This is a genomic window from Mesorhizobium sp. ESP-6-4 (genome assembly GCF_020164735.1).
Lineage (GTDB): Bacteria > Pseudomonadota > Alphaproteobacteria > Rhizobiales > Rhizobiaceae > Mesorhizobium.
The window spans coordinates 791,461-816,833 of sequence record NZ_JAIUGS010000001.1 but is presented as its reverse complement, the minus strand read 5'-3'; the positions used below and the strand labels follow the sequence as shown (position 1 = coordinate 816,833).

Genomic DNA, 25,373 nt, shown 5'->3' with positions numbered 1-25,373 from the left:
CGCGGCGGTTGCGTCGGTCCTCCTCTACTGCCTGACCCAGATCGTCATGATGGCCCTGCTGTCCCATGTTGCGGGCACCGGCGTCGGTGTCGACGATGCAGAGCAATTGACGGAAATGCGATTCCTGGCCGCCGGCTACGGCAGCTCGCAGCCGCCTCTATACACCTGGCTGGCGACGCTTGCGGCCTCGCTGGTCGGAACCAGCGTCCTTGCCCTCAAGATCGTCAAATACGGCCTGCTGGCCGCGGGGCTGGTCGCCTATTTCACCGCCATACGCCGCCTCGGCTACTCGAACCGCGCCGCGGCGGCCGGCATGTTCGGATTGCTGCTGTTTCCTCAGATCTTCTGGGAGATGCAGCACGCCCTCACCCACTCGGTCGCCATATTCTGTTTCACCTCGGTGCTGCTTCTGGCGCTGGTCGAGGTGGAGAAGCGGCGATCGGCCGTTGCCTATGCGCTTTTCGGCCTGGCGACGGCGGCCGCGATGCTGTCGAAATACAACATCGTCATCTTCCTTGCCGCCCTGTTCCTGGCATCTCTCTCGGTTCGCGAAACGCGTGAGGCGATCTTCGACCGCCGTTTCGCAATCAGCGTGGCGGTGGCGGTCCTTGCCTGCCTGCCGACGCTTTATTGGAGCCTGACACATCTGGAAGACCTGCTCGCGCACCAAGGGGGGCTGGGCGTCGCCGAAGGCGGCAGCGTTGCGAAAACGGCGCTTCTCGGCATCCGCAGACTGGTCAACGCGATCGTCAATTTCGCTGGACTGCCGGTCGCGATTTTTGCCGTCGCCTACGTCCTGGCGACAAGAAAACGGACGGATCCGCCTCAGCCGGTACGGTGGCCGGAAAAGCTGTTGTGGCGGGCGATCGTACTTGGTTTTGTGGTCATGGTCACAGTCGTCTTGGCGGCCGGCATCACTCAGTTTCGCGACCGCTGGATGCTACCGATCTTCATCCTCTTGCCCGCGGCGCTCGCCATGCGCTTCGACGCCATGGGCCAGAAAGGCCGAAAGACGCAAGCCACCATTGTCTTCGTCGGCGCTCTCCTTGCCATATTGGTGCTGCCGCTGAGCTGGTACATGCATCTGCACGGCGGCGACAGCCGCGGCAGCATCGTGCGCACGGATTACCGCTCGCTTTACGACCAGATCAACGCCGACGGACCGGTCAAGACTGTGGTCTCGAGCTGGTTCTGGGTCGGCAATCTGCGCCTGGTCGATGCCGATCTCATCGCGCTCGATGATGAGACGCCGGACTTCGCCAGGTCGATCCGCGAGCCGGCGGTGCTCGTGCTTACCGATGACAGGGAATCGTCCTCAGAGGTTTTCGAAGAGTTGGCGAAGGTCGGCTACGTGATGGACACCATCCACCGCACGATTGAAGTGCCGCAGGCACTCGGCTTTCCGCCCCGCAAGGTCACGATTACCAGACTGCACAAGAAGCCCGCGCAGTAAGCTTCAGGTGGGACGAATGGACAAGCTAGGCTTCGGCCGCCATCGCAAGATCATGCCCTTCGAGCCCAGCTCGGTCGAAGCGCTGCGCGAGGCCTCGCGTGAAAAGGCGGCCTCGCTCAACCAGCATCTGCTGGGCTATGGCGCGACTACCGAAGCCGAGTGGGCGAAGGCGGGCATCGCCGCGCCGGACTTGGCCGAAATGCGCAGATACCGGCTGGACCGCATCCGCGCCGAGCTGAAACGCCGCGACTATGCCGGCGCCCTGCTCTACGACCCGGTCAACATCCGCTACGCGACGGACTCGACCAACATGCAGCTCTGGGTCGCGCACAATCCGACACGCCACTGTTTCGTCGCCACGGAAGGGCCGGTGGTGCTGTTCGACTATTTCTCCTGCGAGCACCTGTCCGATCATTCGGGTGTCGTCGACGAGGTGCGCCCCGCCGTGTCGTGGATATATCTCTACAGCGGCGAGCTCACCGAGCAGAAAGTCCGGCGCTGGGGTGCCGGTATCGCCGAGCTCGTTGCCGAGCATGGCGGCGGCAACCGCCGCATTGCCGTCGACCGCATCAATCCGGAAGGCGTTGAGGAACTCGCCCGCCGCGGCATCGCGATAGGCAATGGTGAGGCGGTGATGGAGGGTGCACGCCTCATCAAATCGCCGGACGAGATCCTCGCCATGCGCCGCGCCATCGTCGCCTGCGAGGCAGCGATTGGCCAGATGGAGACAGCGCTGAAGCCCGGCATCTCCGAAAACGAGCTCTGGGCGGAACTGCATCGCGGCAACATCGCGCGCGGCGGCGAATGGATCGAAACGCGGCTTTTGTCATCGGGACCGCGCACCAATCCCTGGTTCCAGGAATGCTCCTCGCGCGTCATCGAGGATGGCGACCTCGTCGCCTTCGACACGGACCTGATCGGTCCCTACGGGTTTTGCGCCGATCTTTCGCGCACATGGCTTTGCGGCGACGGAAAGCCGTCGAACGAGCAGCACGACCTCTTCCGCATCGCCGCCGGTCAGATCGCTCATAACACCGAACTGATGCGGCCGGGCATCTCCTTTCGCGATCTCGTCGAACGCTCGGCGGTGCCGCCGGACGACTGTTATCCGACGCGCTACGGCGTGCTCTATCACGGGGTCGGCTTGGCGGACGAATATCCGACGCTGCCGCATGCCGGCGACTGGACCGACGACACGCCGGACGGCGTGCTCGAACCCGGCATGGTGCTTTGCGTCGAAAGCTATATCGGCAGGCTTGGCGGGCGCGAAGGCGTCAAGATCGAGGAGCAGATCCTGATCACCGAAACCGGCAACGAGAAGCTTTCAGCCTACAAGCTGGACGAGCGGCTGCTCTGATCCGCTTTCGACAGCCGCGACGGCGTCGCGCATCGCGGCAACGATTTTTTCCGGCGTCGTTCGGGCGGTGATATAGGGCAGGCCCTTGCGCCGCGCCGTCCAGCCGACCACCTTCACGCCTCTCGCCGCCGGCTCGAAACGTTGCGCCAGCGCCCAGCTTTCGCAGTCGATGGCCGCGACCTCGGCCCTGCCTTCCGCGACGGCCACAATCGACGACCGGTGGCCGCCGCTTTCGCCGCGCGAGGCGAAGATGTCCAGGCTTTCGCCCATCGCCTCCAGGTCGCGCTGCAGGCCGATTAGCCCGGACATCGAATCCGGATTGTTGAAGGTGAAGCGCCTGCCGCGGAGAAGGTCGATCGGGATGAGGGCCTTGCCGTCCGCGGGCGAGGCAATCCCCGGTCCGCCATCCGCCGGCATCACCAGCGCGCTGGAATAGAGCTCTCCCTGCCCGCCCTCGAACGCATCGTAGCTCGGCTGCGCAACCACCTGCACATGCCGCGCAAGACCGAGTTCCATCGGCCCCCAGCAGGTTTGCCCGAAGAGCAGCGCCGGGCTCAGCCAGAGCTGGTGAAAGTCCAATTCTTCCGGGGGCAGCGTCGCCGGGTCGGGTGCGATCGGCTTGCCGGCGCCGTCGAGTATCCCGCCTGGAACCCCTGGCAGCTCGCGATTGCTGCGCACGACCGCCTCCGGCGCATCGACGCCCCTTTGCCGGAAAGCGTCGCGGAGCCGCGCCCATTGCGCGTCGACCTCGCCCCGCGCTTCGGACCAATCATACATAGGCAGGGCCGCAACGAACTTGCTCATGTCGAATAGCTTTCAAAAGCAAGCGGCCTTCGGCGCCTGCGTTCCGCCGCGAAAAAAGCGTCGGGATAGTCGAAATTACTCCTTCGGCGGCTCGGCGGGAACCGGCGCCGTGCCAAGTCCGCTGACATTGCGCGCCCTGACGCGCGGCTTGAAGGCGCGGCCCGGTTCCGGCGTGCGCCGCAGCACCGGATGGACGATCGGCTCCTTGGCCCTGAACGCATGGGCTTTCAGCATCGCAAAATAGTTCGGATAGGCATAACCGTTGTTCATCCGCAGCCACTCCTCGCGGCGCTCGCGAAAGAGCTTCGGCAGCCGGTACCAGGCAATGGTCGGGCTCTTGTGATGAACGAAATGCAGATTGTTGTTCAGGAACAGGAAGGAGAGCGGCGAGCGCTCGACGATCACCGTTCGCCCCTCCGGATGCTCCGACCACTGGTGCTCGGCATAGGTGCGGATCGAGATCAGCGACTGGCCGAGCCACACCGGCACCAGGATATAGAGCCACAGCGGGATGCCGAAACCGAACGTGACGATCGGCGCGACAATTGCGAGACCGATGGCATGCAGCAGCCAGGCCTTGCGGATCGCTTTGTCGCCGGCAAGGATCTGCTTGGCATCGTCGATGAAGAAACCGACCGAGGACAACCACGGACCGAGGACGAGGCGGCCAACCATGGTGTTGTTGATCTTGAGCAGAAGCTTCATTGTCGGCGGCAGGCCCTCATGCATCCAGAGCGCCTGATAGTAGCTCTCCGGATCGTCGAGCGGATCGGTCAGGCGCTCGTCTGCATGATGGCGAAGGTGGATGGTCTTGAAGCGGCGGAATGGCCAGACCATGCCGATGGGCAGGAAGACGAAGGCTTCATTGATCCTGGCGTTGCGGGTCGGATGACCGTGCAGCACTTCGTGCATGATCGAGGATTGCAGAGCCAGGATAAAGGGCAGGACGGCAAGCGCCAGAAGCGGATGGGATGGCCAGACAAGGAAACCGGCGGCGAGCCATGCGCCGTAGCAGAAGAGTGTGAGGGAGACTGTCGGCCATTCGACAGCCGGTGTGCTGCTACGTCTCTTTTTCGTGCCGGTATTCACGCTTGCCATGCTCTCGACCACTGCCCCCCAGTCGCCGGAACCAACTCGATTCCTGACAACATTGTGTCAGTAGCCTGCCGTTACATCAACGCGACAATGCGCACAAACCGTTGCGAATGCGCATTTTTGGCGGCACATGTTATACATTGTAAACAGACATCGGGATTCATTTCCGCCTGAGCCACGTTCAGAACGGCCCCGGCGCAAATTTTTCCTCCTCAATGCTGGAGCTGCGTGATGGACAAGCGCGATCTGTCGACGACCTTTCGGGAGCGCCTGAAATTGCTCTTGACACGGTCCGACCTGAACCAGTCGGCCTTCGCGACGGCGGTCGGCATCGACCGTTCGGCGCTGTCGCAGCTCCTCTCCGGCGCCTCGACCCGCCTGCCCCGCGCCGAGACCCTCCTCAACATCGCCGCCGAGTTCAAGGTGTCGCTCGACTGGCTGCTGGGCCTGAGCCAGGACGAAGGTGTCACCGGCGAAATCAGAGAAAGCCTGGAGATCGAGGAGGCGCCCGACGGCTTCGACCGCACGCTTTTGGCCAAATGGCATGCCGAGGCGGCCGGCACCAAGATCCGCTATGTGCCCGCGGGCATTCCCGACCTTCTGCGGACCGAGGCACTGGTGGAATATGAGGCCGGCATTGCCAACAAGAGCCGTGAGGCGCAGGCAGGCGAAACGCAATATCGCATCGACTACAACCGTCGGCCGGAGACCGACATGGAAGTCTGCATGCCGCGCCACACGCTGGAGATCTTCGCGCGCGGCCTCGGTGTCTGGGATCGTTTCCCCGAGGCCGAACGGCGCAAGCAATTGCTGCACATGGCGGCGCTGCTTGACGACCTTTATCCGACCTTTCGCCTGTTCCTCTATGACGGCCGCATTCGCTATTCGATCCCCTATACGATCTTTGGCCCCTATCGCGCCGCGATCTATGTCGGCGACATGTATATCGTGTTGAGCGCCACTCAGCCGATCCGCACGCTCACCAGCCATTTCGACAACCTGATCCGGGCCGCCGACATCAACGCGCACGAGGCCGCGAGCTTTGCGCAAAAGCTGGCCGCAATGTCCTTCCCATCAGGCTCTGCCTGATCGCGCGCATCGATATCATCTTGGCTGCCCCTGATCGTTCCAGCGAAACCCGTGGCCTTTCTCGGCCGCAAATTCGTTGACTGGACATAAAGACTTCTTTATATCGTTATTTGAATTTGAACGCGAAAGCCATTCCAGGCAGGAAATTCAGGGCCATGACCGCGACCAACCCTATTGACGCACTGCTTGCCGAAAAAGGCGTGCTTTTGGCCGATGGCGCCACCGGCACCAATCTGTTCGCGATGGGTCTGGAGGCCGGCGAAGCGCCTGAGCTGCTTAATGAGGCGGCGCCCGAGACCATCGCCAGCCTGCATCAGAACTTTGTCGACGCCGGCGCCGATATCATTCTCACCAATTCCTTCGGCGGCACTCGCCACAGGCTGAAGCTGCATCATGCGCAGGATCGCGTCCACGAGCTGAACAAGCGCGCCGCCGAGATTGCCCGCTCTGTCGCCGACAAGGCCGGCCGCAAGGTGATCGTCGCCGGCTCCGTCGGCCCGACCGGCGAATTGCTGGTGCCGCTCGGCGCCATGACCTATGACGAGGCGGTCGAGGCCTTCGCCGAACAGATCGAGGGCTTGAAGGCCGGCGGCGCCGAAGTCGCCTGGATCGAGACCATGTCGGCACCGGACGAGATCCGCGCCGCGGCTGAGGCCGCCATCCGTGTCGGCCTGCCCTATACCTACACCGGTTCCTTCGACACGGCCGGCCGCACCATGATGGGCCTGCTGCCGAAGGATATCCACGCCGTCGCCGATGGCCTGTCGCAGGCCCCTCTCGGCGTCGGCGCCAATTGCGGCGTCGGCGCTTCCGATATCCTGGCGTCGCTGCTCGACATGACCGAGGCGAAGCCCGATGCGACCGTGATCGTCAAGGGCAATTGCGGTATTCCGGAGTTCCGCGGCGCAGAGATCCACTATTCCGGCACGCCGGAGCTGATGTCCGATTATGTGCGGCTGGCGGTCGATGCCGGCGCCAAGATTGTCGGCGGCTGCTGCGGCACCTCGTTCGCGCACCTTGCTGCCATGCGCAAGGCGCTGGACGCGCACACCAAGTCGACCCGCCCGACCGTCGAGACGATCGTCGAGCGCATCGGCCCGATGCGCAACAAGGCGGCGACGGCAAACACCGCCGAGACCAGCGAAGCCCGCCGCGAGCGCCGGCGCAGCCGCGCCTGATACGTTTTCTACTTGCTGTTTTCAGCGTAGCGCGACAGCGCGGTATTGAGATCGGTGCCGGCACTGCCCTGGTTGTCGGCGCCCATCGTCATCAGAGCGCCCGATGCGCCGGGGTCGCTGATCTGCTCAAGCATCGAGCGAAAACGGTCGTTGTTGAGGGCCGAAAGCGCTGTGTTGCGCGCCGCGTCGACATCGTTCCTGATTCGCGCGGCTTCCGCTGAAGCAGCGGACGGTCCGCGCACCGGGGCATTGGCCGCCGTCGAGTTCACGTTCCCCATTGTCGTGATATGCACTGCTGATCCCTCAAACCCTTGTCAGCACCGACTAACAGAAGCTCGTTGCGGCGAGGTTCCGGAAAAGCCGTGCAATTTAACGATCGAAAAAGAGCCAGCGGGACTGTCCCGCCGGCTCTTCAGTCAATCGCAATGGCCTACTTGTTGCCGTCCAGCGACGAGGCCAGCCGCACCAGCGACAGGAACTCCGCCCGATAGCCGAATGGATCGGCGCCGCGCGCGGCATTGGCGATCTCTGCGATGCGGTCATAGCTGAAATTCGCGGTCTGATCCTCGTCGCGCAGCTTCTGCCCGAAGGCCGCGACGGCAACCGAAAAACGTTGGTCGGCGCCGGCCGCATCGAAGGACGAGACCTCATTGGCGGCGGTCACCGGTGTGGTGATGAGTTTCGAGACGTTCTCGTCCGGCAGCTTGTAGCGGATCTTGACGAAGGCATATTCGCCCGCATTGGCGACGCCGCCATTGTCGACCTTGGCCTGGCCGTAGCGCAGCGCATCGACCTGCTCGCCGCCGCTGCCTTTAGGCGTGATCTCATAGACCGCGGTCACCGAATGGCCCGAGCCGATATCGCCGGCATCGACGCGGTCATTGTTGAAATCCTCGCGCTTCAGGGCGCGGGTCTCATAACCGACGAGACGGTATTCGGAGACCGTGGCCGGGTTGAACTCGACCTGAATCTTGACGTCCTTGGCGATGGTGAACAGCGTCGAGGAGGCATCCTCGACCAGCACCTTCTCGGCTTCGGCCAGCGTGTCGATATAGGCCGCCGTGCCATTGCCGTTCTGCGCGATGGTCTGCATCATCTGGTCGTTCAGATTGCCGCGGCCGAAGCCGAACACCGAGAGGAACACGCCCGTCTTGCGCTCCTTCTCGATCAGCCGCTTGAGGTCGTCGTCACTGGTCTGGCCGACATTGAAGTCGCCGTCGGTGGCAAGCATCACGCGGTTGACGCCGTTCTTGACGAAGGATTGCTGCGCAAGCTTGTAGGCCTCGCGGATGCCTTCTTCGCCGGCCGTCGAGCCGCCGGGCGCCAGATTGTCGATTGCCGCAAGGATCTTCTGCTTTTCCGCCCCCTTGGTCGGCATCAGCACCGTGCCGGCATTGCCGGCATAGGTGACGATCGAGACGGTGTCGTCTGGCTTCAGCTTGCTCACCAGCAAGCGGAAGGCGGATTTCAGCAGCGGCAGCTTGTCGGGCTCGTCCATCGAGCCCGAGACGTCGATCAGGAAGACCAGATTGGCCTTCGGCTGCTCGGCCGGCTTAACGTCGAAACCCTTGATCGCGACATGCATCAGCTTGGTGTGCTCGTTCCACGGCGTCGGCATGACGGTGACGATCGAGTTGAACGGCGTTGAAGCCGATTCCGGACCCTTCCACTCATAGGGGAAGTAGTTGATCATCTCCTCGATGCGGACCGTGTCCGGGTCGGGCAGACTGCCTTCCTTCAGCGAGCGACGCACGAAAGAATAGGAGGCGGTATCGACGTCGATCGAGAAAGTCGAGACCGGATCCTGGGCTGTTTCATGCACCGGATTGGTTTTGAAATTCTCGACGCGATCGCGGTTTTCCTCCTGCGGCTGCAGTTGGTCGACCGGCATGGGCGCGGGCTGCACCATCAGCTTGGAATCGGCGACGGCGGGCGGAGACGCCGGAATGGCGGCCGCGCCGCCTGCCGGCGCCTTGTCGGCCCGCTCAGCCTCATCGACGCTAGGCGGTGTCATCGACATGATCACTCTGTTTGACGACCCGTCCTTGCCGCCGGCCGCGAGCTGGCCGCTCTCCGCCGGCGCAGGCTGCAGGGCGCGCTTGCTCTCCGGCGCAGCCTCCTGCTTGAGCAGGCCGTCGACCTCTGTCGCCGGCTTCGGCGCCGCCACTTGTGAATTGGCCCGAGTCTCGGCGTCGGCGTCTGTCTTCTTCTCCTTGGCCGGCGCCGCTGCCAGCGGCTCGTTGATCGCGGGCTGTTCCGGCGCAGGCTTCTGCGCCGCCGGCTTGTCGGCCAAGGTCTCGGTGACCGTGCCGTTGCCGCCGACGACGGGCGGGTGATCCTTCAGCATCTCGAAAGCGGCATAGCCGGCGATAGGCAGCGCGACCAGCGCGGTGATGGCCGGCGTGGCGATGAGTTTCCGTTGCATGATGTCTCTCCAGAGCATTCTTGCTCGCTCCGTGAGACGAAGGCCTGCGGACGTTCCTTGGCCAACAGGGGAGATTTTTTCGTCGAGGTCGAAGGCCTGCATCGCGGCGGCGAACGCGCGCGCCTTGGCCTCGCCATCCGGCGCCGGTACCGCGATATCGCGCAGCCTTTCGAGTTCGTTGTCGTCGACCATGGTCACACTTCCCCGGCTGAGCGCATCAGCAGCTTCAGCCGTTTCTTCGCTTCATGGATGTGCCAGGACACCGTCGTCTCCGAGATCGCCATGATCTCGGCGGCCGCCGCGTGGTTGAGACCTTCGCCATAGACCAGCAGCACCGCGTCGCGTTGCTTGTCGGGCAGCATCCGCACCGCCGCCCACAGCGCCTCGGCCGGATCGTCGACCTCCGCCGACGCTTCGCCCGCGATCAGCGCATAGGCGCAGTAGGCATCGGCCTTGGCGGTGTCGCGGGCGCGCTTGCGCATCATGTCGCGCGAAGCGTTCAGCGTCATGGCATAGAGCCATGTCGTGAAGGCGCCGCTGCCCTGATAATCGCGGATCGCGCGGCCGAGCCGCACGCAGACGTCCTGGGCGATGTCCTCGGCGTCGGCTTTGCGGCCGCACCAGCGATAGGCGGCGCGATAGACGAAGCCGTAGTGCCTTTCGAGCAATCTGCCGAAAGCACCCCTGTCTCCGCCCCTCGCCCGCCCGATCAGTTCGGCATCGGAGGCTTCGCCGTCGTCCAGCATCATCGCCATCATTTGCCTGTTGGACGAAGGCTAATGGCCAATCCTTGGGGCGATGGAAAGATTTTTTTGAGAAGGCAATTAGGCGCGATGGACGAGGTGTGTCGAGATTCGGGTCAGGCCGAGCCGAAAATGGTGGTTTCCGAGAACCGGAGCGGAGCGTGAGCACCGGAAGCGCAGGAAGCCGCCTTTTGTAGGCCGGCCTCACCCGAATATCGGCACACCTTATCCCAGCGTCTCTTTGAAGAACGTCGTCAGCCGCTTCCAATGCCTCTCGGCGCCCGCCTCGTCATAGACGCTGTGGTCCTTGACGCACCAGCCGTGGTCGACGCCGACATAATTCTCGATCACGTGGTCGACCTCTGCCACCCTGAGCGCCTCCGCCAGCCGCGCCGACTGCTCCGGCGGGAAGCTGCGGTCTATGCCGGCAACGCCGATATAGACGCGCGCCTTGATCGAGGCCGCCTTGCGGTGCGGGCTGTCGGCCGCGTCGCTGGCGAGATTGCCGCCGTGGAAGCTTGCCGCGGCGGCGATACGGTGGGGATAGCTCGCCGCCGCGTTCAGCGCCCGCGCGCCGCCCATACAGTAGCCGACGACGCCAATCGGTCCGGCGATCCCCTCGGCGGCCAGAGCATCGAGGAAGGCGCTGCCGTCGCGGATGGTCATGCCCTGCGTCGTGCCGCCGCTCAGCATCAACAGCAGGGCCTTGGTCTTTTCCTCGGCAAAGGCGGTTTTGGGATCGAACGGACCATAGGGCGCATAGCGGTAGAAGAGATCGGGCACCAGCACGGCATAGCCATGCTCCGCGAGGCGCTCGGCCATCTGGTCGAGCGCCGGGCGCGGGCCGAAAATATCCATATAGAGTATGACGCCAGCCTTGGCCGGCGCGGCTGGACGAAACAGCCGTGCCTTCGCCGTGCCGTCCAGGGTCTTGATCTCGATGTCCTGCTTCGTCATTGCGCGCTCCGCCGGTTGCCAGGCGATAGATATCCGCGCCGCCCGGCAGGGCAAGCCGCAACCTCTCGATCGCGGTCAAGTTTCCGTGCGGTTCGGAAGAATGCCTACAGTCCGGCGAACGCCGCCATATGAAAAGCCTGGGCATCGGCCGGATAGCGATACTCAGCGCCGTAAGGACAGGCGTTGCGGTCGAGGCAGCCGCCGGCGCGGCAGGGCGTACCGGCCGTGCCACGCACATGCACTAGGCACGCCTCGTGCGCAAAGCCAGCCACCGAATATGCGCCGACCGGACAGCATTTCAGGCAGGGTTTTTCGACGCATGCGTCGCAAAGGTGAATCGGCTGATGAGCTTCTGGAAGAGAAATCTCGTCCTCGAACAGCAATGCAGCGCGATAGGCATGCCAAAGTCCATAGGTCGGATGCATGAGGATGCCGAGCGGCGACGGCTTCAGCCCTTCGGCCCGCATCGCCCACTGCTGGAACGGCAGGTAGGGCCGATCGGATGGCGACACCGCGCGGGCGCCGAATTCTTTCGCCACCGCGCCGATCACCTCGCGCGACCAACTGTCGAGTGGGTTGGCGATGTCCCTCGCCTGTCGTTCCCGCCAGCGCTGGAAATGCGGCCAGGGCGCCGCGCCCGCCTGTCCGACAAGCAGCACGGATTTGGCCGGCGCGCCGGAAGGCCCGGCTGGCGCCACCTCATCGTCACCGAAGCTGAAACCGCCGCGGAGAATCAGGCCGTTGGCCGCGAGCGCGGCCGCAATCTCCTCGACCGTGCCGCGGAAAAAAGTCATCCCTTCCGGTCCGGGTCGGAGAACGCGCTCCGCCAGACTTCCTTGTGGATGATGTCGGCCACTTTAGCCCGGCCTGACTCGGGCTCCTTTCACGTGAAGGCGTCGGCCATCGAGCCCTTCTTCCTGGCGATGAAGTCCTTCAGCGCCTCGTCGATGGCCGGATCGAGATGCGGCGCCTCGTAGCTTTCCAGCCAGCGGCGTGCGAGCTCGTTGGCGCGCTGCGGGGCGGTCTTCTCGCCTTCGGCCAGCCACTGCTCGTAGGAATTGTTGTCGGCGATGCTGGAACGGTAGAAGGCCGTCTGGAAATTCGCTTGCGTGTGGTCGCAGCCGAGATAGTGGCTGCCCGGACCGACCTGGCGGATGGCGTCCATCGCCTGGCCGTTTTCCGACAGGTCGACGCCTTCGGCAAACTTCTGCTGCATGCCGAGCTGGTCGATATCCATCATGAATTTTTCGTAGCAGGACGCGAGACCGCCCTCGAGCCAGCCAGCCGAATGCAGGACGAAATTGGTGCCGGCAAGGATCGTTGAGTTGAGCGTGTTGGCGCTCTCATAGGCTGCCTGCGCGTCCGGGACCTTCGAGGCGCAGAGCGAGCCGCCGGTGCGGAACGGCAGGCCGAGCCGGCGCGCGAGCTGCGCGGCGCCGTAGGAAACCAGCGACGGCTCCGGCGTGCCGAAGGTCGGCGCGCCGGACTGCATCGAGATCGACGAGGCGAAGGTGCCGAACAGCACCGGCGCGCCAGGCCTGATCAGCTGGGTGAACGAAGCGCCGGCGAGCACTTCGGCCAGCACCTGCGTCAGCGTGCCGGCGACGGTTACCGGGCTCATCGCGCCGGCCAGGATGAAGGGCGTGACGATGCAGGCCTGGTTGTGGCGCGAATAGACTTTCAGCGCGCCTAGCATGGTCTCGTCGAACACCATCGGCGAGTTGGCGTTGATCAGGCTGGTCAGCACCGTGTTGTTCTCGACGAAGTCGTCGCCGAACACGAGCTTGGCCATCGCCACCGTGTCCTCGGCCCGTTCCGGAGCCGTCACCGAGCCCATGAACGGTTTATCCGAATACCGGATATGCGAGTAGATCATGTCGAGGTGGCGCTTGTTGACCGGCACGTCCACCGGCTCGCACACCGTGCCGCCCGAATGGTGGATCGAGGGCGCCATATAGGCGAGCTTCACGAAATTCTGGAAATCCTCGATCGTCGCGTAGCGGCGGTTGCCGTCGAGGTCGCGCACGAAGGGCGGGCCGTAGACCGGTGCGAACACGGTCGCGTTGCCGCCGATCTGCACCGAGCGCTCCGGGTTGCGCGCATGCTGGGTGTAGATCGAAGGGGCCGTCTTCAACAGCGAGCGGCAAAGGCCCTTGGGAAAATGCACGCGCTCGCCCTTGACGTCGGCGCCTGCCTCTTTCCACAGCGCCAGCGCCTCGGCGTCGTCGCGGAAGATGATGCCGATTTCTTCCAGCACGGTGTCGGTGTTCTTCTCGATCAGCGCCAGGCCCTCCTCGTTGAGGACCTCGTAGACGTTGATCTTGCGCTTGATATAGGTGAGCTGTGTGCCCGGACCGCCGCCCGAGCGCGCCGCGCGCCGGGCCGCCGCGCCGCCGCTGGCACCGCGCCCACGCCTTGCGTTTGACGCTTCCTGGTCGACTGCCGCGTTCTCGCTCATGATCGTGCTTCCTATAAAACCTGGTCTGGATTGGCTCGCGGCCCGTAACCGCCGCTTCTCGCCGGATCGTAACCATGCACCCTATTGGAAACGGCCCGCCAGCGCCAACGCCTGTCGCAAAATCGACAAGAAAAGCGCCAACTTTCCAGTCGCTTTCCTTTTGTGGGAAGTCGCAAATCAGCTATGGCTAGCTTGCCCTCGCAGGTTAGGTATTGGCGCATCGATTTTTAGGCTGCCGCAGTCATCCCGAGCAGCAAGGAGCCCGAGAAAATGTCCGACGACGAGATCATCCTTTCCGAGCTTTCCGACGACGAGCTCGTGCAGCAGATGCACGACGACCTGTATGACGGCCTGAAGGAAGAGATCGAGGAAGGCACCAACATCCTTCTCGAGCGCGGCTGGGCGCCTTACAAGGTGCTGACCGAGGCGTTGGTCGAAGGCATGCGCATCGTCGGCGAGGATTTTCGCGACGGCATCCTGTTCGTACCGGAAGTGCTGCTTTCCGCCAACGCGATGAAGGCCGGCATGGCCATCCTGCGCCCCTTGCTCGCCGCCACCGGTGCGCCGAAGCAGGGCAAGATGGTGATCGGCACCGTCAAGGGCGACATCCACGACATCGGCAAGAACCTCGTTGGCATGATGATGGAAGGCGCCGGCTTCGACGTCATCGACCTCGGCATCAACAACGCCGTCGAGAAATACCTGGACGCCATCGAGCAGCACCAGCCCGACATCATCGGCATGTCGGCGCTGCTCACCACCACCATGCCCTATATGAAGGTCGTGATCGACACGATGAAGGAAAAGGGCATCCGCGACGACTATGTCGTGCTGGTCGGCGGCGCGCCGCTCAACGAGGAATTCGGCAAGGCCGTCGGCGCCGATGCCTATTGCCGCGACGCCGCTGTGGCGGTGGAGACCGCCAAGGATTACATGAAGCGCAAGCACAACGTTCGCGCTTCCGCCTGACCCAAGGCATCAGGATGGATCGACAAGAAAAGCCGCGCCTTGCAGCGCGGCTTTTTTGTACCCAGATGATAGGCGAGGCAGCCGATCAGTTGACGGTGTCTTTGACCGCCCTTGCCGTCGATTTGACGTCCTTGCCGACGCCCCGGATGGTGTTGGCGCAGGCCGTGAGTGCAAGCGCGCAGGCCAGGATGGCGATCGGCGCGATGCGTAGCAGTTTCATGGACGGTGTCTCCCTCGACAGATATTAAGCCCCGCAGCGAAAGCCGGCCCGATTTGGTCAAGACGCAAAAAACGGAACCGAATCAAACAGACAGGCTGCTCGTCATCGCCTGCGGGATGATTGCGCGCGAAGTTTTGGCCGTCAAGCAACAGCTAAAGCTCGACCATCTCGATCTGACCTGCCTGCCGGCCGAGTTCCATTTCTATCCGGACCGCATCGCGCCGGCGATGGACAAGGCGATCGAGAAAGCCAAGGCGGAAGGCTACCAGCACATCTTCGTCGGCTATGCCGATTGCGGCACCGGCGGCCTGCTCGATCGCGTCATCGAGAAGCACGGCGTCGAGCGCATGGCGGGGCCGCACTGCTTTGCCTTCTACCAGGGCATGGACGCCTACGCGAAGGTCGCCGACGACGACATGATGTCGTTCTACATGACTGATTTCCTCTGCCGCCAGTTCGAGGCCTTCTTCATCAAGCCGCTCGGCCTCGACCGGCATCCCGAGCTGATCAAGGATTATTTCGGCAATTACGAGAAGCTGATCTATCTCGCCCAGACCGAGGATCCGGAGCTCGACAAGGTCGCCGAGAAAGCCGCCGCCATGCTTGGCCTCGCCTATGAGCGCCGCTCGACCGGCTATGGCGATCTGACCGGCGAGCTGGCGCGGACAGCACAGGGCGCTGCCCGAGACGCCTAGCCGTCACGCCTCTTCCAGCGCTGCAAGCACATCGGCGAAGCTGGTCCTGCAGACGAAGCCCAGCCGCTCCCTCGCCCGCGACGGATCGTACACGCGGTCGATCGAGGTAAACATCGTCCAGCCCTTCCTCGCATAGAGCCTCGAATAATCCGGGAAATAGCGCGCGACGACGGACGGCGCGTCGGCGATCAGTTCGGCGCAATCCTGCGGCCGGAACGGCGTCGGCGCCGAGATGATGAAGATGTCGAAGCCAAGGCTCGGCGCCTTCTCCAGGGCCGCCACATGGGCTTCCGCCGCATCCTCCACCGTCAGTCGCCGGAACAGCAACTCGTTGGCCTTGGTGTTGGCATCGGACTGCTCAATGGCATGCGCCATGTCGTCCGCCTCGGGAAAGAAGCGTGCCGTGCGCAGCACCACCACCGGCAGTCCATGCTCGATATGGTAGAGGCGACAGAGATGCTCGGCCGAGAGTTTCGTCACGCCATAGATGTTGCGCGGCTCAGGCGACATCTCTTCCGTCAGCCAGGCGGCCTTGCGCGCGCCGCCCTGGAACCCTGCGCGGATTGCCTGCGAGATCATGAGCGATGTCGTCGAGGTGAAGACGAAGCGTTGCACGCCGCAGGCCACGGCAGCATCGAGCAGATTGAGCGTGCCTTGCACGTTCGTGGCGATAAAGGTCGTGTTCTCATGATGCTCGATATTCGGCTTGTGCAGCGCCCCACTGTGAATAATGGCCTCGATGCTGTTCTCGCGGACGGTCTTCAGGACAAGATCGCGATCCGCGATCGAGCCGACGACCTGCGTGCGCGCCGAGGCAACCGGATCGAGACCGACCACCTCATGGTCGAGCGCTTCAAGCCTCGGCTTGAGCATGCCGCCCAACCAGCCGGACGATCCCGTGAGCAAGATTCGCATCGATCAACCGCCATTTTCTAGAGCATGATGCCGAAAAGTGTGGAGCGGTTTTCGGACGACATCATGCTCTATCTCTTTGATTTGGAGCCGGATTCAGATTTCAGGTCGACCCGACCTGAAATCATCCGGCTCTGGCTCACGCTGTAAAGCACGGATGACAGGTGAGCGCGAACCGGTAAGTTGTGCGTCAGCGATAGAAAGAACTTTGTTCCAGCTATTGATTTGAGGAAACACGTTCATGATGTCTCGCCTGCTCCTTGCCGCCCTTGGTCTCGTCGCCCTCACTTTGCCGTCCCTTGCCGACGGCGAGGTGCAGAAGCTGATAACGGCTGCCGACAAGGCGCGATTGGACAAATATGGGGAGACACGCAAGGCGGCTCTCGAGGCGGCAAAAGCCGGCGATCCGTCCGAGGTCAAGCAGTTGGACGAACTGCTCGCCAGACCTCTCGTCGCCTTCTCCGACAAGGATCTCACCGGCAACTGGAAGTGCCGCACCATCAAGGCGGGCGGCCTGAGCCCGCTCATCATCTATGGCTGGTTCAAGTGCAAGGTAACCGACGATGGTTCCGGCTGGCGGCTTACCAAGATCAGCGGCTCGCAGCGCACCACCGGTCGCTTCTTCGACGATGGCGAGAAGCGCTCGATCTATCTCGGCTCTTTCTCGGTGAATGACGACAAGGCCAAGCCCTATGGCAGCGGTCCCGAAAGCGACCAGGTCGGCTACGCTTTCCGCAACAGCGCCACCGAATGGCGGATCGAATTCCCGGCGCCCTATTACGAATCGAAACTCGACATCATGGAATTCAAGCGCTGAGCCCGTCCTCTGCTGCCTCGTTGAAACGGCGCCGGCACACCAAGGATTAACCTGCTCTGCATAGCATGCGCGCGATTTCAAGCGGGTGGGTGCCGTGGCAGCGTCGGACTCGAATACGCGACCGGTCGTGGTCGTCACTGAAGGTGGCCCGCATATCTGGGCCATCGTCAATGCGCTTGCCGACCGCGTCGGTCCCGTCAGCGTCATCCTCGAATCCGCCGAATCCAAAAAGCGCCTGCTCATCCGCCGTGCGCGCCGTCAGGGCTGGATCTCGGCCATAGGCCAGCTCGGCACGATGGTGCTGACCAGGCTCGGCAAGCGGTTCCTCGCCGGTCATGCCGAGAGGCTGATCGCCGAGGAGAAGCTCGACACCGAACCGCGGCAAGGTCAGGTGATCATCCATGTGCCATCCGCCAACAGGCCGGAATGCCTCGAGGCGGTCGCCAGGATCAATCCGGGCGTGGTGCTGCTTGCCGGCTGCAGGCTGTTGTCGAAGGAAACGCTGGCAAGAATGCCTTGCCCGGTGCTCAACTACCATGCCGGCATCGCGCCGAAATATCGCGGCATGAATGGCGGCTACTGGGCGCTGGCCTGCGGCGATCAAGGGAATTTCGGCACCACCGTGCACCTGGTCGATGCCGGCGTCGACACTGGCGGCGTGCTGAAGCAGGCGCGCGGCAGGCCCAGGACCGGCGACACGATCGCCAGCTACGCGTTGCGGCAGGCAGCCTTTTCGCGCGACATATGCGTCGAGGCGGTCGGCAATGCGCTGGTCGGCAGACTGGAAACGATCGATCCGGGCCTGCCATCGAAGCAATGGTATCACCCGACGATCTGGTTCTATCTCTGGACCGGCGTGACCAAACGCGTCTGGTAGTCAGCCGGCGACAGAATTTCAGCATTCGCTTTGCCTTATCATCAGCGTCGCTTTTGAAGGCGCGCGCGTCGTCCCATAACAAGCGGCTCAACCACGCATGCGGCAATGCTCCAAGACTTCGAGGAGTTGAGAATTCATGGCCGATCTGATCGTCGTCTACTGGCGCGATATCCCTGCCCAGGTCATCGTCAAGAAGGGCCGGCAGAACGCCAAGCGCGAATTGCCGCTGCGCTTCACTGAGGCGATAGACATGTGCGCCATGCGCACCGGCGCCGGCGGCACCGACGACTATCTGGCGGAATGGCGCAAGGCCGACCCGGTTCCGGTCGGCGACGACATCGAGGCCGAGGTTGAGAAAGCCTATCAGGAACTCGACGCGAAATATGACCGAGAGCGGCTGGTCGCTCTGGTCAAGGCTGGCGGGAAAGAAAATGTCTGAGCAACAGCCGGCGGTCACCCAGGCCACCTTGGTCAAGAAGGCCGCGCCGAAATCCGATTACAAGCCTGCCGACGTGTCGCCGCAGCGCCGCGTTCAGCGCACTTTTGCCGTGCGGCTTTGGTCGGTCCGGCACTCGCGCTTGCTCGAATGGTTCTACAGCCGGTTCGCCGACGTCTTCCTGCTCTTGCACCCTCTTTGGAAAGGCATCGGCTACGGCCGCGTCGAAGCCCCGGTGAAATTCGTCGAGAAGCGGGTCAAGGGCTTCATGTTCGACTGCCGCATGTGCGGCCAATGCGTGCTCTCCTCCACCGGCATGTCGTGCCCGATGAACTGCCCCAAGCAACTGCGCAACGGTCCTTGCGGCGGCGTGCGCGCCAACGGCAATTGCGAAGTCGAGCCGGACATGCCCTGCGTCTGGGTCAAGGCCTGGGAAGGCTCGCGCAACATGGTCCACGGCGACAAGATCCTCACCGTGCAGAAGCCGGTCGATCAGTCGCTGCGCGAAACCTCGGCCTGGCTCCGCGTGACCGCGCAGGCCGCCGCCGCGCGCGAAGCGGCCAAGAATCCCGGAGCTTCGGCATGACCATCCGCCAGATCGACGAGAACCCGGCCGGCATCCACCTGCCGCTCGAGCCCCTGCCCGGCCACACGTCGCGCGGCCGGCTGGAGCGCGTGCTGCGCCGCGGCGAGTTTGCTGTAACGACCGAGCTCAATCCGCCCGACAGCGCCGATCCCGAAGACGTCTACAACCGCGCCAAGATCTTCGACGGCTGGGTCGACGCCATCAACGCGGTCGATGCCTCGGGCGCCAACTGCCACATGTCCTCGGTCGGCATCTGCGCGCTGCTCACCCGCATGGGCTACGCGCCGATCATGCAGATCGCCTGCCGCGACAAGAACCGCATCGCCATCCAGGGCGACGTGCTGGGCGGCGCCGCGATGGGCGTCGCCAATATGCTCTGCCTCACCGGCGACGGCGTGCAGGCCGGCGATCAGCCCGGCGCCAAGCCGGTATTCGACCTCGATTCCATGTCGCTGCTCGAAACCATCCGCATCATGCGCGACAACGGCAAGTTCCTGTCCGGCCGCAAGCTGACGACGCCGCCGCAGGTTTTCCTCGGCTGCGCGGTCAATCCCTTCGCGCCGCCCTACGACTTCCGCCCGATCCATCTCGGCAAGAAGATCGCCGCCGGCGCGCAGTTCGCGCAGACGCAGTATTGCTTCGACGTGCCGATGTTCAGAACCTTCATGCAGAAGGCGCGCGACCTCGGCCACACCGAAAAGCTCTTCCTGCTCTGCGGTGTCGGCCCGCTCGCCTCCGCCAAGACCGCGAAATGGATCCGCTCCAACGTGCCGGGCATCCACATCCCCGATGCGGTTATCAAGCGGCTGGAGGGCGCGCAGGATCAGAAGAAGGAAGGCAAGCAACTCTGCATCGACATCATCAACGAGGTGAAGGAAATCCCGGGCGTCGCCGGCATCCATGTGATGGCCTATCGCCAGGAAGAATATGTCGCCGAGATCGTCGATGAATCCGGCGTGCTGAAAGGCCGCCAGCCTTGGAAGCGGGAGATCCGCCGCGACGACCAGCTGGTCGCCGACCGGCTCGACCACCTGCTGCATGACGAGATTACCGAAACCCAGGTGGACATGGTGAAGACCGCGCATTGATGTGTGTCGCCCCAAGTGGAAACCGGTTTGGGCAACGACACAGATGAACCTAGAGCCTAAGAGCGCGGACGGCACGCATTCACTTGAACCAAATCAGATAACGATATAAAGAAGTCTTTATATCCCGACGGAGAGATCGCATGACCCGCACCATCGTCGCCTCGGCGACCCGAGAAATCGTCATTGGCTTCGATCAGCCCTTCTGCGTGATCGGCGAACGCATCAACCCGACCGGCCGCAAGAAGCTCGCCGCCGAGATGGTGGCCGGCAATTTCGAGACCGTCATCAAGGATGCGCTGGAACAGGCCGCCTGCGGCGCCACTATGCTCGACGTCAATGCCGGCGTCACCGCCGTCGACCCCAATGCGACCGAGCCGGCGCTTCTGGTGCAGACGCTGGAGATCGTGCAGGGCCTGGTCGACCTGCCGCTGTCGATCGATAGCTCGGTCAGCGCCGCGATCGAAGCCGCGCTGAAGGTCGCCAAGGGCCGCCCTCTGGTCAACTCCGTCACCGGCGAGGAAGAAAAGCTCGAGGCAATCCTGCCGCTGGTCAAGAAATACAACGTTCCGGTCGTCGCCATCTCCAACGACGAGACTGGCATCTCGATGGACCCGGACGTCCGCTTCGCCGTCGCCAAGAAGATCGTCGAGCGCTGCGCCGATTTCGGCATCCCGGCGCATGACGTCGTCGTCGACCCGCTGGTGATGCCGATCGGCGCGCTGGGCGATGCCGGCCGCCAGGTGTTCGCGCTGCTGCGCCGGTTGCGCGAAGAGCTCAAGGTCAACACCACTTGCGGCCTCTCCAACATCTCCTTCGGGCTGCCGCACCGCCACGGCATCAACGCCGCTTTCATCCCGATGGTGATCGGCGCCGGCATGACCTCGGCAATCATGAACCCGGTCCGTCCGCAGGAAATGGAAGCCGTGCGCGGCGCCAATGTGCTGAACGGCACCGACGAGAACTGCACCAACTGGATCCGCACCTACAAGGATTATAAGCCGGCCGAAGGCGGCCAAGCGGTTGCGGCTCCGACCGCCGTCAATGCGCCGGGCGAAGGTAACGGCAATGGCGGCCGGCGCCGCGGCGGCCGTGAAGCCCGCATGGCCAGGGGATAAGCGCGCATCGTGAGCCACACCGCAAACAAGGCCGGTCCGATCGCATCGTGGATGCGTTCGGACAGCTCTGCTTTGCGTTCAGGCCACGCCCAACATGGCGTCGAACAACGCCATTCCCGCCCACGATCCGAAAATGCCTGTCACGCCGCCGACGATGAAATCATCGTCATAGGCGGGCCAGAACGCGTGCAGCAGCAGCGCAACGACGATCGCGCTGAGGATCCCGGTGGCGAGATATTGCGGATTGCGCAGCCACGAGCCCTTGATCACGCGCACCATGGTGAACGCGGTGAAGATGGCGGAGAGCAGCAGATCCGACATGGTTGGCCTCTGGACCAACGGACTCTCCGCCCAATAGTAAAACGATCCGTTAAACGGCATCGGCGATTGCCATCGAGACACGTGCCAGCATGAATCCTCCCCCCAACATCACCGATCCGCTCGTGCTGTTCATGCCGTCCGGCAAGCGCGGCCGCTTTCCGGTTGGCACGCTGGTGCTCGATGCCGCGCGCCAGCTCGGCGTCTATGTTGAAAGCGTTTGCGGCGGCCGCGCCACCTGCGGCCGCTGCCAGATTGAAGTGCAGGAAGGCAACTTCGCCAAGCACAAGATCGTCTCGTCCAATGACCACATCTCGCCCAAGGGCGCCAAGGAAGAGCGCTACGAACGCGTGCGCGGCCTGCCCGAGCGGCGCCGCCTCTCCTGCTCGACGCAGATCCTCGGCGACCTCGTCATCGACGTGCCGCAGGACACGGTCATCAACGCCCAGACCATCCGCAAGGACGCAGATACCAGGGTGATCGCCCGCGATACGGCGATCCGCATGTGCTATGTCGAGATCGAAGAACCCGACATGCACAAGCCCCTCGGCGACCTCGACCGATTGAAGATCGCCCTGATGAAGGACTGGGGTTTCAAGAACCTCGAATTCGACTTCTATCTCATGCCGCAGGTGCAAGGCATTCTGCGCAAGGGCAACTGGACCGCCACCGCCGCCATCCACAAGGACGCCGACAGCGATATCGCGCGCGTCATCGCGCTGTGGCCCGGCCTGAAGAACGAGGCATACGGCCTTGCCTGCGACATCGGCTCGACCACCATTGCCATGCATCTGGTGTCGCTGCTGTCGGGTCGCGTTGCTGCGTCCTCCGGCACGTCCAATCCGCAGATCCGCTTCGGCGAGGATCTGATGAGCCGCGTCTCCTATGTGATGATGAACCCGGACGGCCGTGAAGGCATGACGGTCGCCGTGCGCGAGGCGATCTCCGGCCTCGTCGACAAGGTCTGCGCCGAAGGCAATGTCCAGCGCAACGATATCCTGGATTCCGTATTCGTCGGCAATCCGATCATGCATCATCTGTTCCTCGGCATCGATCCGACCGAGTTGGGCGGCGCGCCTTTCGCGCTTGCCGTCTCAGGCGCGGTGCGCATCAAGGCCTCCGACATCGGCCTGAAGCTCAACCAGGGCGCTCGCCTCTATATGCTGCCCTGCATTGCCGGCCATGTCGGCGCCGACGCGGCCGCCGTCACCCTGTCGGAAGGCCCGCATCGCCAGGACGAGATGATGCTGATCGTCGATGTCGGCACCAACGCCGAGATCGTGCTCGGCAACTCCACGCGCGTCGTGGCGGCCTCCTCCCCGACCGGCCCGGCCTTCGAAGGCGCGGAGATCTCCGGCGGTCAGCGCGCGGCGCCTGGTGCCATCGAGCGCGTTCGCATCGACCCCGAAACGCTGGAACCGAAATATCGGGTCATCGGTTCGGAGCTGTGGTCCGATCAGCCTGGCTTCGTCGATAGCGTGCAGGCCACCGGCGTCACCGGCATCTGCGGCTCCGGCATCATCGAAGTGGTGGCGGAGATGTATCTCGCCGGCATCATCTCGGAGGATGGCGTCGTCGACGGATCGCTCGGCCTGCGCTCGCCGCGCATCGTGCCCAACGGCCGCACCTTCTCCTACGTGCTGAAGGAGGGCGAGCCCAAGATCACCATCACCCAGAACGACGTGCGCGCCATCCAGCTTGCCAAGGCGGCGCTCTATGCCGGCACCAAGCTTCTGATGGAAAAGCAGCACACCGACCATGTCGACCGCATCCATTTCGCCGGTGCCTTCGGCTCCTTCATCGATCCGAAATACGCCATGGTGCTCGGCCTGATCCCGGATTGCGACTTGGACAAGGTCCAGGCCGTCGGTAACGCCGCCGGCGCCGGCGCGCGCATGGCTCTGCTCAATCGCGGCTACCGGCGCGAGATCGAGGAGACGGTGAGCAGGATCGAGAAGATCGAGACGGCGCTTGAGCCGAAATTCCAGGAGCACTTCGTCTACGCTATGGCGCTGCCGAACAAGGTCGACCCCTTCCCCAAGCTGGCGGCCGCGGTGAAGCTGCCGCCGCGCAAAACGATGAGCGAGGACGGCACCGCCGGTGACGCTACCCCACGCCGGCGTTCCCGCGAGGAGCGCGCTGCACGGCGCGGTCGGGACTAACGTTTCAGTTCATTCCGCTGCCCCTGCGGCCGCGGCATTGACTGCCTTGACGGCGCCCTTGGGACGTTGCGGATGCAGCAGCCTGATCAATGGCTTTTCGACGATCAGATATAGCATCGCCGAGAGCGCCAGCGTGGCGACCAGGATCGTCGCCGGCTGCATCGCTGCCGGCAGGCCGGTCCTCAGGACGACGCCAGTCGTCAGGACGCCGACCACGACATGCCACAAATAAATCGAATAGGACGCATCGCCGAGAAATGTGGGCAAGGCAGCCGGCTTGAACGGCCGCGACCGTTCGGCAAAAACCGCACCCGCCACGATCAATACGGCCGGAAGCCCCCAGCGCAAGGCACGCGGCAAATCGGCATCGAATAGCGGGCCAGCGGCAAGGAGAAGAAATCCCGCGCCAGCCATCGCCAGCGCCACTCCGAGCGGGAGCCTGGCGCCCTGCAACCACAAACGCCCCACGACGACGCCGGCCGCGAATTCGAGCACGACAGGATCGCTGAAGGCGCGTGCGTATCCGGCAGGAAGCACGAAATGCAGCGCGACGATGGCAACAAGGGCGCCCACGAGGACGCCGAACCGCCAGCGTTGCCCGAGAAACAGAACCAGCGCGAAAACGAGATAGAACATCATTTCATAGCAGAGCGTCCAACCTTGTATGACGATGGGATGCAGCGCGTTCTCCTGCAGAACCGGCAGGAAGAACAGCGAACCAACGAAATTCGGGACGCTGAAGAAATGGCCGTAGAAGAACTGCGGCTTGATCAGGATGCCGGCCGCGGTCAGCAGCGTGACGATCCAGTAGAGAGGCACGATGCGGGTGATCCGGCGCCCCATGAAGCGCCAAGGATCAGCCGGCCTGCCGGCGGTCGTCACCCACATGATGAAGCCGCTGATGACGAAGAAGACGTCGACGCCGGATGCTCCGACGTCGAACGGACCGCCGAACTGCTCGCTGACATGAAAGCATACCACCGCGCAGGCGGCGAGGCCGCGCAGGTATTGGACACTATGGATGCTCGTCACGATGCCTTGATCCGATCGCATCATGTTGCGATGCACACGCCCCACCCCGCATTGCACAATAACAATGCAGCTGCTCGCCTCTGTCAACCGCCGATGGCAGCTATCGGATCGAAACGAGCCCGCCGGCATGGTCAATTCATTTGTATGCAAATGTTTCCGGATTCGCGCGATCCGGAAACCGAAACGCTGTTTCGCGAAATCGACCCGATACATGCGTGACGCATTTAACGGCCATCGCATGGCGGCTGAAGATTATGCATGTCGCCCAAAAGCGCTTCGCGGCTTTGGGACAAAGACATGCAACTTCGGCTGCCACGCTCTTCAAGGGAGATGAAAATGTCGATGTTCGGAAATCTCAGCCGTTTCGGTGTCACCATCCGGCAGGCCCATGCCAGAAACAAGGCGATCCGCGCGCTCAACGATCTGCCGGCGCATGTCCAGAAGGATATCGGCTGGCCGGCCTCGCCGCCGAGCGACCCGCAGGCAGCCCTTCATGCGCTGCTTCTGGGCACGCCGCGCTGATGACCTTCGCCGATAAATGCAAGCTGCTCGGCAAGCGCCTGGGCCGCGACGCGGCCTCGGCGAAC

Annotated in this window: 26 protein-coding genes; 14 read left to right on the top strand and 12 right to left on the bottom strand. The window is 63.4% G+C overall.

Features of this window, described 5'->3' with window-relative positions; all coding sequences use genetic code 11:
• Positions 1-49 precede the first annotated feature (49 nt).
• Positions 50-1,453, top strand: coding sequence for an ArnT family glycosyltransferase (locus LB523_RS03715; protein ID WP_224600970.1), 1,404 nt, complete (start codon positions 50-52; stop codon positions 1,451-1,453).
• Positions 1,454-1,469: 16 nt separating this feature from the next.
• The gene (locus LB523_RS03710; protein WP_224600969.1) at positions 1,470-2,810 is read left to right on the top strand and encodes a M24 family metallopeptidase; all 1,341 of its coding nucleotides are present in this window, start codon (positions 1,470-1,472) and stop codon (positions 2,808-2,810) included.
• Here the strand turns inward: LB523_RS03710 and LB523_RS03705 are convergent.
• Positions 2,778-3,614, bottom strand: coding sequence for a phosphate/phosphite/phosphonate ABC transporter substrate-binding protein (locus LB523_RS03705; RefSeq protein ID WP_224600968.1), 837 nt, complete (start codon positions 3,612-3,614; stop codon positions 2,778-2,780). The genes LB523_RS03710 and LB523_RS03705 overlap by 33 nt on opposite strands.
• 75 nt (positions 3,615-3,689) lie before the next feature.
• A complete protein-coding gene (locus tag LB523_RS03700; RefSeq protein ID WP_224600967.1) occupies positions 3,690-4,712 on the bottom strand; it encodes a fatty acid desaturase in 1,023 nt (340 codons plus the stop codon).
• Between the two features lie 228 nt (positions 4,713-4,940).
• Between LB523_RS03700 and LB523_RS03695 the strand changes: the two genes are divergently transcribed.
• Both LB523_RS03695 and bmt read left to right on the top strand, forming a co-directional pair.
• Positions 4,941-5,798, top strand: coding sequence for a helix-turn-helix domain-containing protein (locus LB523_RS03695; protein WP_140541935.1), 858 nt, complete (start codon positions 4,941-4,943; stop codon positions 5,796-5,798).
• 155 nt (positions 5,799-5,953) lie between these two features.
• A complete protein-coding gene (gene bmt / locus LB523_RS03690) occupies positions 5,954-6,976 on the top strand; it encodes a betaine--homocysteine S-methyltransferase (RefSeq protein ID WP_224600966.1) in 1,023 nt (340 codons plus the stop codon).
• Between the two features lie 8 nt (positions 6,977-6,984).
• Here the strand turns inward: bmt and LB523_RS03685 are convergent, their stop codons facing one another.
• The 6 genes from LB523_RS03685 to LB523_RS03660 form a co-directional block, all read right to left on the bottom strand.
• Complete coding sequence (locus LB523_RS03685) at positions 6,985-7,269, bottom strand: hypothetical protein (protein ID WP_224522689.1); 285 nt, start codon at positions 7,267-7,269, stop codon at positions 6,985-6,987.
• 137 nt (positions 7,270-7,406) lie between these two features.
• Entirely contained in the window at positions 7,407-9,593 is a 2,187-nt protein-coding gene (locus tag LB523_RS03680) for a vWA domain-containing protein (RefSeq protein ID WP_224600965.1), read from the bottom strand.
• Positions 9,594-9,595: 2 nt separating this feature from the next.
• Positions 9,596-10,156, bottom strand: a complete 561-nt coding sequence (locus tag LB523_RS03675) for an RNA polymerase sigma factor (RefSeq protein WP_224600964.1) — start codon at positions 10,154-10,156, stop codon at positions 9,596-9,598.
• A gap of 213 nt (positions 10,157-10,369) precedes the next feature.
• Complete coding sequence (locus LB523_RS03670; RefSeq protein ID WP_224600963.1) at positions 10,370-11,101, bottom strand: dienelactone hydrolase family protein; 732 nt, start codon at positions 11,099-11,101, stop codon at positions 10,370-10,372.
• Positions 11,102-11,205: 104 nt separating this feature from the next.
• Positions 11,206-11,895, bottom strand: coding sequence for a 4Fe-4S dicluster domain-containing protein (locus LB523_RS03665; RefSeq protein ID WP_224600962.1), 690 nt, complete (start codon positions 11,893-11,895; stop codon positions 11,206-11,208).
• Positions 11,896-11,984: 89 nt separating this feature from the next.
• Positions 11,985-13,559 (bottom strand): trimethylamine methyltransferase family protein, encoded by a 1,575-nt coding sequence (locus LB523_RS03660; protein WP_095764936.1) that lies wholly within the window; start codon positions 13,557-13,559, stop codon positions 11,985-11,987.
• 270 nt (positions 13,560-13,829) lie between these two features.
• Between LB523_RS03660 and LB523_RS03655 the strand changes: the two genes are divergently transcribed.
• Positions 13,830-14,528: a corrinoid protein gene (locus LB523_RS03655; protein ID WP_140551359.1), complete on the top strand. Its 699-nt coding sequence runs from the start codon at positions 13,830-13,832 to the stop codon at positions 14,526-14,528.
• 85 nt (positions 14,529-14,613) lie between these two features.
• On the opposite strand, the gene LB523_RS03650 is transcribed toward LB523_RS03655, so the two are convergent.
• Complete coding sequence (locus LB523_RS03650; protein ID WP_041003961.1) at positions 14,614-14,748, bottom strand: entericidin A/B family lipoprotein; 135 nt, start codon at positions 14,746-14,748, stop codon at positions 14,614-14,616.
• A 53-nt stretch (positions 14,749-14,801) separates the two neighbouring features.
• Between LB523_RS03650 and LB523_RS03645 the strand changes: the two genes are divergently transcribed.
• A complete protein-coding gene (locus tag LB523_RS03645; RefSeq protein ID WP_224600961.1) occupies positions 14,802-15,443 on the top strand; it encodes a DUF1638 domain-containing protein in 642 nt (213 codons plus the stop codon).
• A gap of 3 nt (positions 15,444-15,446) precedes the next feature.
• On the opposite strand, the gene LB523_RS03640 is transcribed toward LB523_RS03645, so the two are convergent.
• Positions 15,447-16,358, bottom strand: coding sequence for an NAD-dependent epimerase/dehydratase family protein (locus LB523_RS03640; RefSeq protein ID WP_224600960.1), 912 nt, complete (start codon positions 16,356-16,358; stop codon positions 15,447-15,449).
• A gap of 238 nt (positions 16,359-16,596) precedes the next feature.
• Here LB523_RS03640 and LB523_RS03635 point away from each other — a divergent pair, with 238 nt between their 5' ends.
• The 6 genes from LB523_RS03635 to LB523_RS03610 all read left to right on the top strand — a co-directional run bounded on the left by LB523_RS03635 (position 16,597) and on the right by LB523_RS03610 (position 21,274).
• On the top strand, positions 16,597-17,172 hold the full coding sequence (locus LB523_RS03635) for a DUF4893 domain-containing protein (protein WP_224600959.1): 576 nt from the start codon (positions 16,597-16,599) through the stop codon (positions 17,170-17,172).
• A gap of 94 nt (positions 17,173-17,266) precedes the next feature.
• A complete protein-coding gene (locus LB523_RS03630; RefSeq protein WP_224600958.1) occupies positions 17,267-18,049 on the top strand; it encodes a formyl transferase in 783 nt (260 codons plus the stop codon).
• Positions 18,050-18,185: 136 nt separating this feature from the next.
• On the top strand, positions 18,186-18,488 hold the full coding sequence (locus LB523_RS03625; RefSeq protein WP_041003951.1) for a virulence factor: 303 nt from the start codon (positions 18,186-18,188) through the stop codon (positions 18,486-18,488).
• Positions 18,481-19,071 (top strand): methylenetetrahydrofolate reductase C-terminal domain-containing protein, encoded by a 591-nt coding sequence (locus tag LB523_RS03620; protein WP_224522699.1) that lies wholly within the window; start codon positions 18,481-18,483, stop codon positions 19,069-19,071. Before LB523_RS03625 ends, LB523_RS03620 begins: the two co-directional genes overlap by 8 nt.
• Positions 19,068-20,159: a methylenetetrahydrofolate reductase gene (locus LB523_RS03615; RefSeq protein ID WP_095764929.1), complete on the top strand. Its 1,092-nt coding sequence runs from the start codon at positions 19,068-19,070 to the stop codon at positions 20,157-20,159. Before LB523_RS03620 ends, LB523_RS03615 begins: the two co-directional genes overlap by 4 nt.
• A gap of 140 nt (positions 20,160-20,299) precedes the next feature.
• Positions 20,300-21,274: a methyltetrahydrofolate cobalamin methyltransferase gene (locus tag LB523_RS03610; protein WP_095764928.1), complete on the top strand. Its 975-nt coding sequence runs from the start codon at positions 20,300-20,302 to the stop codon at positions 21,272-21,274.
• 78 nt (positions 21,275-21,352) lie between these two features.
• Here the strand turns inward: LB523_RS03610 and LB523_RS03605 are convergent, their stop codons facing one another.
• Positions 21,353-21,595, bottom strand: coding sequence for a hypothetical protein (locus tag LB523_RS03605; protein WP_224600957.1), 243 nt, complete (start codon positions 21,593-21,595; stop codon positions 21,353-21,355).
• A gap of 89 nt (positions 21,596-21,684) precedes the next feature.
• Between LB523_RS03605 and LB523_RS03600 the strand changes: the two genes are divergently transcribed.
• Positions 21,685-23,754: an ASKHA domain-containing protein gene (locus LB523_RS03600; protein WP_224600956.1), complete on the top strand. Its 2,070-nt coding sequence runs from the start codon at positions 21,685-21,687 to the stop codon at positions 23,752-23,754.
• A 9-nt stretch (positions 23,755-23,763) separates the two neighbouring features.
• Here LB523_RS03600 and LB523_RS03595 read toward each other — a convergent pair whose 3' ends face one another.
• A complete protein-coding gene (locus LB523_RS03595) occupies positions 23,764-24,999 on the bottom strand; it encodes an acyltransferase family protein (protein WP_224600955.1) in 1,236 nt (411 codons plus the stop codon).
• 123 nt (positions 25,000-25,122) lie between these two features.
• Here LB523_RS03595 and LB523_RS03590 point away from each other — a divergent pair, with 123 nt between their 5' ends.
• Complete coding sequence (locus LB523_RS03590; RefSeq protein WP_181174730.1) at positions 25,123-25,308, top strand: hypothetical protein; 186 nt, start codon at positions 25,123-25,125, stop codon at positions 25,306-25,308.
• Positions 25,309-25,373: the final 65 nt, after the last annotated feature.